3 protein-coding genes are annotated in these 12218 nt (G+C 71.9%); 1 reads left to right on the top strand and 2 read right to left on the bottom strand.

The features are described from left to right. Positions 1 to 4 precede the first annotated feature (4 nt). Together V5O49_RS03370 and V5O49_RS03365 are read right to left on the bottom strand one after the other, a co-directional pair. Entirely contained in the window at positions 5 to 1501 is a 1497-nt protein-coding gene (locus V5O49_RS03370; RefSeq protein ID WP_332900998.1) for a flavin-containing monooxygenase, read from the bottom strand. A gap of 93 nt (positions 1502 to 1594) precedes the next feature. Then, on the bottom strand, positions 1595 to 2371 hold the full coding sequence (locus V5O49_RS03365; RefSeq protein WP_332900997.1) for a hypothetical protein: 777 nt from the start codon (positions 2369 to 2371) through the stop codon (positions 1595 to 1597). 151 nt (positions 2372 to 2522) lie between these two features. Between V5O49_RS03365 and V5O49_RS03360 the strand changes: the two genes are divergently transcribed. Beyond that, a complete protein-coding gene (locus tag V5O49_RS03360) occupies positions 2523 to 12182 on the top strand; it encodes a SpvB/TcaC N-terminal domain-containing protein (protein ID WP_332900996.1) in 9660 nt (3219 codons plus the stop codon). Positions 12183 to 12218 lie beyond the last annotated feature (36 nt).

The following is a 12218-nucleotide window of genomic DNA, read 5'->3' as shown; positions in this document are numbered from 1 at the left end:
GTCCTCAGACCGTCGCCGCGACCCGGTCGCGCACCGTGGTGGACACCCGGCGGTAGGCGGCCGGGTCCACGGGCAGCAGCCACTGGGCCACCTGCGTGCGGCGGGGCAGCGCGACGTCGAGGTCGCGCATCATCTCGTCGATCTGGTGCAGCGAGAACGGGATGACGTTGGTGCCGCGGGCGTGCCGGCCCTCGGTGCGCTTCTCCATCCAGTCCACGCGGTCGGCGACGTGCTCGCGCCGGACCTCGTCCGGCGGCAGGTCCAGCGCTCCAGCCAGGTAGGCGGCGGTCCAGACGGCGGCCATCTCGGCCGACAGCGGGCTGAACAGCGACGAGTTGTACCCGGCGAACGTCAGGTGCGGCACGTCGTGCGGCAGCACCTGACGGTAGAGCTGGAAGTTGCCGCGATCGTCGAGCAGCCGCGCGGTCAGGTCGGCGTCGAGGAACGGCACGCGCTGGTGGAACCCCGTGCCGCACACGACCAGGTCGGCCCGCACGGTGTCACCGTCGCTGAGCACGGCGACCGGGGTGCCGTCGTCGTCGGTCGCGAACCGCTCGATCTCGGTGTCGCGGTGCACGGTGATGGCGCCGTCGGCCACCTGCTCGTAGAAGCCGTCGGTGGCCAGCGACACCGTCGACCGGGCGATGTCGGAGAACTCGCCGCGCGGGACGAGGCCGAGGTCGTCGAGCCGGAGCTGCTTGCGCGAGACGGCGCCGACGCTGGAGACCATCGAGCGGCGGACCGGGTCACCGGGGCCGTGCAGGAAGCGCTCCGCCGAGCTGTCGAGCGTCTGGTACCGGAACAGGGCCTCGCCGAGGCGCGTCAGCAGCAGGTACTTGTAGTTCAGCGCCTTGCCGAGCTTCTTGGGCAGCTTCCACAGCAGCTGGCGCGCCACGACGGACGTCGAGGCGGCGACCGGCGCGATCTCGGCCGCGACGTCGCAGGCGGACTTGCCGTAGCCGACCACGACGACGTGCTTGCCCCGGGCGTCCTCGACCGACCCGAGCTGGCCGGAGGCCACGACCTTCCCCCCGGCGCGCAGCAGCGTGGCCATGCCCTCGAACGGGGGGATCACGGGGTCGGAGAAGATGCCGTTCGCCACGACGAGGTGGTCGAACCGCTCGGGGTCCTGCACCGCCTCACCGGAGCGGCGTGCGGTGACCAGCCAGCCGTCCTCGGTCTCGGTGAGCTCGGCGCGCACCACCTCGGTGGACAGTCGCAGCGAGCCGGCCAGCGCGTTCACCTCGACGTACTGCTCGAGGTAGGCCTGCACCTGCTCGCCGCTGGGCCACTCGGGGAAGTGCTTCGGCATCGGCAGGCCGGTGAACGAGTAGGAGTCCTTGTTGTTCTGGGTGTACAGACCCTGGTACCGCCGTGTGGAGCTCCAGACGCCGCCGACGTCGGGCGCCTTCTCGAACACGGCGACCTCGTGGCCGAACTCGCGGAGGGTCTTCGCGCTGGCCAGTCCTGCGAACCCGGCCCCGACGACGGCGATCTTCATGTGTGTCCTTGGTGTCGATCGATTCGGTCTCAAACGCCTGAATCGTAGCGGGGCGGACACACCCGGCGATAGGTCTGACCTGGGACGATCCGGTCAGGCGGCGGGGTCGAGCAGCTCCAGGCCGGTGTCGACGACCCGGTCGCGGTCGATGAGATGGGCCCGGACGCGGTCGCGCAGCCGCTCGTCGCCGGCCAGGCGGCGGGCGACCTCGCGGTGGTCCCCGCGCCCGGTCAGCGCCGCCAGCGCGGAATCGAGGTGGAGCAGCTCCCACAGCTCGGACTGGGTGCCGAGCGGCAGGGCCGACCCGTCGTCGCCGGAGATCGCGCCGATCTCCGAGACGTAGAGCGACCACGTGCCGTCGTGCCCCGCCAGGTGCAGGCCGTCGGTGCCGGTGCGACGCACGTAGCTGTGCTCGGTGACGTCGAGCGCGGCGACCTGGTCGGGCGTGAGCAGCGAGACGACGACGGCGCTGCGGACGTCGGGCGCGGACCGGGGGACCGCGGCGACGTACCCGGCGGGGTTGACGCGGGGGATGTGGCCGACCGACACGTCGGTGAGGGTGCCGTGCACCATGGGCACCGTGGTGCTCACCCCCAGCCGGGTGAACTTGCGGTGCATGACGCCCGGCGCGGCGTTCGAGCCGATGGCGACCACGGCGTGGCGGTCCTGCGTCCCGGCGACCCGGGCGCGGTGCAGCAGCTCGTCCAGGGTGGTGCCGTCGTCGGACACCCACCTGCCGCCGTCGTGCCGCAGCGTGCCGAACGCGCCGCCGTGCAGCAGCCCCGACGTGGGGGCGGCGGGGCCCGGGTAGTGCCACGGCGTGACGCGCAGGTCGACGTCGATCTCCAGGTCGGCGAGCGTCGTGGACATGTCCTCCATCGTGGCAGAACCGTCGGACAGCCGGTCTTCACCCGGGTGAGAAACGTGGATCCGCACCCTCCTGCCTGGCAGTGGTGCAGATCACACCCCTAGGTTGAAAGACGGTCGGGCAGGGCGTTCGGCCGTGCAGAAGGGGATTCCCATGCTCGCAGGCACCGCCCGGCAGGAGACGCGCACGGTCGCGCGTCGGTGGACGACGGCGACGGCGATGATGGCCTCGGCCGCGCTCGTGGTGACGCTCAGCGCCGCGCCCGGTACGGCCGAACCGCTCGCGGACCCCTCGGTCGGTGCGCTCGACGACGTCCCCGGCACCTCGCCGGACGACCTCGGCGGCGTCGACCTGACCGACCTCGACGACGGCGACCCCACCGAGGCGCTCTCGCTGGTCACCGAGCCCGAGCCCACCAACGCCGGCTCCGTGCAGACCTCCATCCCCGTGCTCGTGCCGCCGGGCCGGGCCGGCATCGAGCCCGATCTCGACCTCGCCTACGACTCCTCGGGCGGCAACGGCTGGCTGGGTCTGGGCTGGGACCTCGACGCCGGGGCGATCGCGGTGGACCCCACCTTCGGTGCGCCGCGTTTCTCGGCCGATGTCGAGACCGAGACGTACACGCTCGACGGTGCGCGGCTGTTCCCGCACTCGATCGTGCCCGGCGGCGACTACGGCGCGCGCCAGGACGGCCCCCGCAGCGACTTCGTGCGGCAGACCGAGACCGAGTTCGAGCGCGTCGTCCGGCACGGCGACGGCCCCGGCGCCTACTGGTGGCAGGTGACCGACAAGGACGGTACCGACCGCTGGTACGGCGGTGACCCGGACGGCCAGGGCCAGGTGCTCTCCACGGCCGACGGGAACGCCTTCCACTGGCCGCTGACCTACGTCGAGGACATCTCCGGCAACGTCATGGAGTACGAGTACGACACGGCGACGGGTGTCGGGTTCGGCGGTTCGTCGACCGGCCCGGGGCTCGAGATGTACCTGCGCGAGATCACCTACACCGGGTTCGACGTCGCGCCCGGCTCGACCGACGTCGTCGACGAGCCGCCCTACAGCGTGTACTTCCTGCGCGACAGCGACGTGGGCGTCAGGACGGTCGCCTCCGGCGACTCGGTGAATGCCCGGCCCGACGCCCTGGTCGACGCGTCCGGCGGCGCACCGGTGGTCACCGCCGACCTGCTGCGCGAGATCCAGGTGCGGCACTTCCCCGCCGGCGCTCGCACGGACGACGCGCCCGGCGCGATCGACGAGACCAACCTCGGCGAGCTGCTCGGCGGGTACGTGCTCGAGTACGAGACCAACCCGTTCGACAAGTCCCTGCTGAAGCGCCTCGGCCAGTTCGGCGGCGACGGCGCGGTCGCGGCCACGCACGCCCTGCGCTGGTACGACGACGTCCCCCGCAAGGACAACGGTGGTCTGGACCTCTTCGGCGACCCCGTGCGGTGGGGTGCGAGCGACGACAGCACGGGCTCGAACGTCTCCGCCTCGAGCGCGCTGTCGACGTCCTTCCGCGGTGGGGCCGAGGGCGGTGCCTACATCGGTTTCAACCCGGTGGCGCCCAGCAAGATCGGGTCGTTCGGAGGGTCCTTCAACCTCTCCGGCGGCAACAGCGAGGACGTGACGACCCTCATGGACATGGACGGCGACAGCCTGCCGGACCGGGTCTGGGTCGACAACGGGGCCGTGAAGTACGCCCGCAACCTCTCCCAGCCCGGTGACGACCTGTCGGTCGACGACACCCGGTTCGGGTCGGAGCGGACGATCGACGAGGCCAAGCTCGGCACCGGGACCGACTTCGGCGTCGACCTGCACGCCGAGTTCTACCCGTTGGTCTCCATCCAGGTCGGCGGTTCCTTCGGGTTCGACTGGGCCGACCGCTACTTCTCGGACGTCAACGCGGACGGGCGGCCCGACCTCATCAAGCAGGGGTCCGACGGGTGGCAGGTGTTCTTCAACATCCTCGACCCCTCGGACGGGTCGATCGAGTTCGTCGCCTCCTCCGCGGGCACCGCGGTGCCGATGGGCGACTTCTCCTCCGAGCTCGCCGGCGCCGAACCGGAAGGGGTCGCCGAGCTGCTCGAGGCCTCGGCACCCCGCTACGACAGCGTGCGCCGGTGGGTCGCGCCGTTCGACGGCACGGTCGACGTCACCGGCACCCCGACCCTCGCCGCCGGAAGCTACGACGGTGACGGCGTCCGCGTCATGATCGAGACGCTGGACACCACCCCGAAGCGGCCGTTCGACGAGACGCTCGACGGCGGGAGCACGAGCGCCGCCCACGACGTCTCGGTGGCCGTCGACGCCGGCGACGAGATCTTCTTCCGCACCCACGTGATCGACAACGGCCAGCGCGACCTCGTCGACTGGGCGCCGGTGATCGTGTACACCTCCGTCTCCTCGGGCGTGTCCACCAGCGCCCCCCTGCTGGACGCCCAGGGCCGCGACGTCTTCTCCTACGACGCCGCCGAGGACTTCACCCTGTTCGGACGCGACGGCGGCCGGACGGCGCTGTCGAACCCGGGCGAGGCGACGCTGACCGTCACCCTGGAGCGCACCGGGCTGCTCACCGACGACGTGAAGGTCGTCGCGAGCCACGGGGTCAACGCCGGGTTCATCGAGGGCACGTCCGAGGTCGTCACGCTCACCCCCGACGGGGCGGACACCGAGGAGCTGCTGGGGGCCGGACCGGCACCCGGTGACGAGCCCGTGGCGGCCGAGGGCGAGGACCCGATCGAGATCGCCCCCACCTCGGTCGAGCTCACCTACACCTTCGACGTCTCCGAGGTCGGCAAGGTCGCCGAACCGTTCGGGTGCTACGACGACGGCGACGCCGAGGACTGCGACTCCGTCACGGACAACCCCGACTGGCTCGCGCTCGACATCGTCTCCGACTCGCCCGTCGACCCGCGCTCGGTGGCCCTCGACGTCCAGCTCGAGGTGGCCGACCCGGCCACGGATTCGGGTCCGAACGGCGAGGCCACCCCGGACGACCTGCCCGCCGACGCGGTGCTGCCGTCCTCGACGGGCCCCGTGGTCATCCCCTCGGTCCGTGTCTTCTCCGTCTCCGACGAGGTCGCCGGACCGTACGCGCCGTGGTCGCCGGACGCCGACGGGACCTTCTCCCTCGAGGTCGACGTGGTTGCCGACAAGATCTGGAACTATCTCGAGGTGGAGCCCGACGACGAGGCCTGGGCGTCCTCCTCGGCCGTGGTGACCGTGAAGAGCGAGGACGAGCACGGCATCGTGGGCGTGGTCGCCAGGTCCGCGGAGTTCACCGTCGAGCACAACCACGACGACGGACCGTTCACACCGCCGGCCGAGTACCAGGTCGAGGGCTCCACCACCCTGGACTTCGACGCCGTGACCGGCCAGGACTACTGGGTCGAGGTGTCCCTGCACGACGCACCGCTGGCGGCGCACGTGCTCGAGAAGGGCGGCGTGAGCATCGAGGCGACGTCGGACGACGACGAGGACGACAAGGGCGCCGACGACCTGACGGGCCGCCTCGTGGCCCCGGACGTCCAGTCCGTCTTCGCCTCCGGCAACCGCGGGTGGACCGCGGCCGGCTACGACGCCGACCACCCCGACGTCCCCCGCGACGAGGCCGACGAGCCCCGGGGCGACGCCCTTCTCCAGCGCGAGCACTTCGAGCTCGAGCCGGAGGGGGTCGACGACTTCGACGAGGACACCGAGATCCCCGACGCGAAGCCCGCGACGGACGTCGTCGGGGAGCCCGGCGACCTGTCCGGGTCCGCGGACGAGGTGGCGGACTCGTTCGACAAGGCGCTGCCGTACTTCCCGCTGCCCGGTCCGGACGGCGGACCGGCCGACCGTTGGCGCGCGGCGAGCGAGGAAGGGCTGTTCGTCACCGCCACCGGCATCCGGTCGACCCGGATCGGCGAGGAGATCGCCGTCCTCGACCCGGAGCCCGAGGAGGGGTCGACGAGCCCCGGCAGCAGCGGCGACGCCCGCCCGGCGCCACGCGTGCTGACCATCGACGGCGACTTCAACGCCGCACTCGGTCTCGGACCGGCCAGCCTGAGCGGCGCCATCGGCGGAGGCCGGACCGTCACCGACTTCCAGGACCTCAACGGCGACGGGTTCCCGGACATCCGCTCCGAGTCCGACGCCGACTACACCGGACCGCGCGGAGGCAGCGTCGACAGCGGCTCCGAGCTCGAGAACACCGTCTCGACCGCGGTGTCGGTCGGGGGCGGCCTGGGCGGCTCGCCGGTCTCGATCGAGGGCAGCGAGCAGACCAAGACGTCCGCGGGCAGCGCCACCGTCGGCGCGGAGAACGGGACCTCCAAGAACAAGTCTCGCGGCATGAGCATCGGCCTGGGCTTCACCGTCCAGGGGCAGTGGACCAACCCGTTCGGGGACAACACCGAGGGTCTCGACGGCGGGGTGTCCGACCTGCTGCCCGACGACGAGAGCACCGGGCAGGGCGTCCAGGTCAGCGTCGACCTCGACGACGTCAACGGCGACGGCGTGACCGACCTCGTGGAGACTTGGTCCGAGTCCGGCGTGCAGGTGGCACTGGGCACCGGGTACGGGTACGCCGACCCCGTGAAGTGGTCCGACGGCGTGTTCGAGGCCTCCGAGAGCGTCTCCGGCGCGCTCTCCGGCGGGTTCCAGCTCAACGCCTACGAGTTCGGCGGCGGTGTCGGCGGGTCCGAGGGCGGCTCCCTCGCCGAGGCGTCCTGGGCGGACGTCGACGGCGACGGCGTCCTGGACCGCATGGTGTACGCCGACGGCGACGAGAGTGCGCCCACGACGATCTTCGGCGCGGCCGAGGGCAACGACCGCGACCCCGAGGTGCTGGGGACCTACGCGTCGCCCGACTTCGGCGTGGGGGACCTGACGATCGACAACCGCGCCGACCTCGGTCGCAGCACGTCGGTGAACGGCGGGTTCGACTTCACGGTCTCCGTGGGCCCGATCTGCCTCGTGGCCTGCTACATCATCATCAACCCCGGCGTGCACGGCGGCTACGAGCGCTCGCGGACCGTCGTCGACATGGTCGACATGAACGGTGACGGCTACCTCGACGTCGTCGAGAGCCTGAACGAGGAGCACGTCGAGGTCCGCCTCAACCAGGCCGGGCGCACCGGCCTGCTCAAGGCGGTCGAGAACCCGCTCGGCGGCACGATCCGTGTCGACTACGAGCGCACGGGCAACATCGAGGAGCAGCCGAACTCGCTGTGGGTCATGAGCGAGGTGGAGTACGACGACGGCCGCCCCGGCGACGGCACCGACGTCCAGCGGCGCGAGTTCTCCTACGACGGCAACGCCTACGACCACCTGCACCGCACGACGCTCGGCTTCTCCGAGGTGGTGCAGCGCGAGTACGACGACCCCGCTGTCGACCCGACCAACGGGACGACCGACGACCCGGAGGTCCTCCGGATCACCCGGTGGGACTACCGCAACCAGAGCCCGTTCGACGCCGGCCTGCTCGAACGCACCCGCCTGTTCGCCCCCGATTCGGTGGGCGGCGACGGCGATCTCCTGGAGCTGACGGAGACGACCTGGGAGCACGCATACGTCGTGGTTGGCGATCCCGGCTCCGGCCCCGCCAACGGTGACGTCTTCACCGACGTGGTGCCCGACGTCGGCGACCCGGCCCGCACGGCGCTGTTCGACCTGGCGCTCGCGCCCCGGCTGGCGACGGAGACGTTCACCCGCTACGACGGCGACGGGGACGCCCACGCCCGCACCACGGACTTCACCTACGACGGGCTGGGCAACACCGTCCAGGTCGTCGACCACGCCGAGACGGGCACCACCGACGACGACACGACCACGGTGACGACGTACCCGCCGTGCACCACGGCCGCCCGCGACGCGGACACGTCCTGGGTCCAGGTGCCCGCCACGGTGGCGGTGCACGCCGGCACCGACGACTCCGGCGAGCTGCTCAAGTACCGCGACGGCAGCCTCGACCTGTGCGCCAACGCCGTCCCGGTCCGGATCGTCGAGACCCAGGGCCAGGACGTCTGCGGTGACGACATCCTCGCGGTCACCGAGCTGGCGTTCGAGCCCTACGGCAACTACGACGCCGTGCGGTACCCCGCGAACGTGCTCACCGGCGAGACCGACTCCTCGGCCTGCGGCGGTGCGCCGCCGGCGCTGCCCGAGGAGCCCGTGTTCGACGGCTGCGTGCCGGCGTCCGACGCCCCGGCCGCGGAGAAGGCGGCCGCCCAGCAGGCGGCCGACGAGCAGCGCTACTGCGTGGACTACGTCTACGACGACCACCGCGTGACCGACATCGCGCAGGTGACGGACTCCCACGGGGTGACGTCGACCGCGACGTACGACCACACGGTCGGCCTGCCGGCGACGACCACGGATGCGAACGGCCACACCACCGAGTACTGCTACGACGCGCTCGGGCGCATCGCCGCCGTGGCGACGCCGCGGGAGTCGGGCGACTTCGCCTGCGACGGCAGCGGGTCCGGGCCGGCGACCGTCACGTACGCCTACGGAGGTCTGCGCATCGGCACGAACGCCTCCGACGGGCACGCGTGGGCCGTCGCCCGGCACCACGACGCCGTGCGCGCCGACGGGACGCCCGCGGCCGACACCCTGGACACCGCCACGTTCGTCGACGGCATGGCCCGGGTGGTCCAGCGCAAGCGGGACGCCCAGGTCGTCGCGCTCGGCGACACGCCCGCCGTCGTCGTCGAGGGTGCGGTCGACTTCGACGCCCTGGGCAAGGAGGTGCGGGAGTGGTACCCGGTCGTGGAGGAGGCCACCTACCCCGGCGGAGGCGACCTGCCGCCGCACCTGACGACCTACAACACGTTGAACTCCTCGATGGACCCGGCCGACACGCACGTGCCGCGGACGGACCCGACGATCCGTGAGTACGGGTTGCTCGGCGGCCCCACGCGCACCGAGCTGCCCGACGGCAGCGTGGTGACGTGGACCTACGACACGACCGAGCCTCCGCACCTGGACTTCAAGGTGCCCAGCACGACCGTGACCGACCCGCTCGGCCGGGCCGTGCAGCGCTTCTCGGACGTGCGCGGCGCGGTGCTGGCCGTGGTCGAGAACCCGGCACCCACCGAGGGCACGACCGACGGGCTGCTGGACGCCCTGCCGGCCGCGGGGATCGGGGACTCCCGGATCGTCGAGTCCGCCCGCACCGGGACGGACCCGCTGATCACCACGTATGCGTACGACCCGATCGCCCGGCTGACCCAGGTCACCGACACGGCGGGAGCGGTGACCGGCTACGAGTACGACATGCTCGACCTCGGCACGGCGGTCGAGACGCCCGACTCGGGTCTGCTGGAACGTGCGTGGACCCCGGCCGGCGACGTCGCGGCGACCGTCGACGAGGTGCGGCGTGCCGCGGGCACGTCGGTGGCGTACGCCTACGACTTCGACCGGCTGCGCAGCATCACCTACCCGGACGACACCGGCGACGTGGAGTACACCTACGGTGACGAGCTGGGCGCCGCGGCACCGGGCAACAGCCAGGGCCGGGTCGCGCGCGAGGCCACCCCCGCGGTCGCCCGCGAGTACGCCTACGACGTCGACGGCAACGTGTCCACCGAGGCGGTGACCCGCGGCATCGACCCGTTCGGGATCGGGCAGGACGAGCCGCAGCCCACCTGGGCCACGCGGTGGCAGTACGACTCGCTGCAGCGTCTCGTCCGGCTCACCTACCCGGGCGACGACGGCGGGCACGGGGAGGTGCTGCACCACGAGTACGACCTCGGCGGCCAGGTCTCCGGGCTGTGGTCCGAGGCACCGCAGCACGACGCCTACACGGTCGAGGGCGACCCCGTGCCCCGCGAGGACCGCGAGATCGAGTACGTGGCGCACGCCGGGTACGACGAGTTCGGCGACCTCCGCACCGTGACCACCGGTACCGGCGTCACCACCGAGCACGACTACGACCCGGACCGCCGGTTCCTCACCGGGGTCTCCACCGACGTCGCGGCGCAGGAGCAGTGGGACGGCACGACCTCGGTCGCCCGCGAGCTGCAGGAGCTGCGCTACTCCTACGACGTCGTCGGCAACGTGATCGACGTCGCCAACGCGCTCTACGACGGCGGCTCGGCCGGCACGCTGGACGAGCTCGACGACATCCCGGCGAACAACCTGCCCGGTCCGGCGCAGCAGTCCTACACCTACGACCAGCACTACCGGCTGGCCGCGGCGGAGGGCCGCTACATCGACCGGCAGGAGGACCGCAGCTACACCTACGCGGCCGACCGGACGCCCAACGGCAACCTCGTCGACGTCTCGCAGGCGACCGTCACCGAGTCGACCACCGGCAAGGGCGGCGGCAAGGGACCGGGCCGGTCGCAGCAGAAGACGAACTCGAAGAAGGGTGACGGTTCCCTGCCCGAGGACGGGTCCACGGACGAGCCGCAGTGCGACCCGTACAGCGGGTCCGGCGGCGGCTCGGACAACCAGGACCCGGAGTCGACCTACGCGTGGCTCGACCAGCAGTTCGACCCGGACCACCCGCACCGGGTGGTGCAGGCGGGCGGGCGGACGTACACCCACGACGCCAACGGCAACGTGACCGGGTGGACCGAACCGTGCGCGAGCTCGGACTCCTCCGAGCTCGACCGCCGCATGGTGTGGGACGCCGAGGACCGCCTCGTGGAGATCGGCCAGGACGGCAACGACACCGAGTACCGCTACGACGCCGACGGCAACCGGGTCCTCGAACGGGGACCCGGGGGCACGTACTTCTTCGTCAACGAGACCTGGCGGCTGCACAACGACGGTCACCGCTACGCGGAGATCTACCTGGGCGCCACGAAGATCGCCGGCCACCGCACGGCCCCGGCCCCGGAGCCGCCGGTGGGCTGCGACCCGCTGGTGGACGAGAACTGCGTGTGCGACCCGGAGACGCAGGCCTGCGCCTGCGACGTCGGTCAGGCCGACCCGGACGGGGACGGGCTGTGCCCGCCGGTCGAGCCGCTCACCGTCCAGTTCTTCCACACCGACCTGCAGGGCAGCCTGCGCGTGGTGACCGACGAGGTCGGCAGCGTCTTCCAGTACCTGGAGTACCTGCCGTCCGGGCAGAAGTGGGTGGCGGGACAGAGCCGCATCAAGGACACCCCGTACCTGTTCGCCGGCGGGTGGACCGACGCCACGTACAAGCTCACGAGCTTCGGCGAGCGGTGGTACTCGTGGCGGGACCAGCGGTTCCTGTCCACCGAGCCGCTGCTGACCGAGGACCCGGACGCGGTCGTCGCCGATCCCGGCCTGCTCTCGGCCTACACCTACGCGGCGGCCAACCCGCTGCGGTACGTCGACACGACCGGACGTGCCCCGTTGCCGGCCAGCAAGGACCCGAGCAAGAGCGACTACCAGCTGAACCAGGCGGGCACGTTCACGGTCAGCGACTCCACCCGGGCGAACCGGCCCTCGCCGGCCAAGTTCGGGCAGCTGCTGCTCAGCTACGACGAGGCGGGCCAGGCGCGCGCCGCGAAGTGGGGCAAGAAGAGCGAGAAGATCGACAAGTACACGACGTTGATCCGCCTGAAGGCGTCGGGGTCGCTGAAGAAGCCGTCGGTCAAGCTCGACGGCATCCTCGGGTGGGACATCGGCAAGTCCTCCGACTCGTCCGGTGCACCCTCCGGAGGCGGCCAGCAGGGAGGCGCGTCCACCGGACCGAACCCCGGCCCGGGCAGCTCCGGCAGCACCGGCGGCACGGGGGCGCCGCCGGCGGGCTCGACGAGCAGTCAGTCGTCCGGGGGGAGCGGAGGCTCGTCCGCCTCGTCCACCTCGTCGTCGGGCACCAGCGCCACCTCCCTGCGGAAGCAGAAGCCGTGACGGGACGCGCCGTGTGGGTGTCCCACGGCAAGATGG

The organism is Isoptericola haloaureus, assembly GCF_036689775.1.
Lineage (GTDB): Bacteria > Actinomycetota > Actinomycetes > Actinomycetales > Cellulomonadaceae > Isoptericola > Isoptericola haloaureus.
The sequence above is the reverse complement of the archived record's forward strand: the minus strand, read 5'-3'. Positions and strand labels throughout refer to the sequence as shown.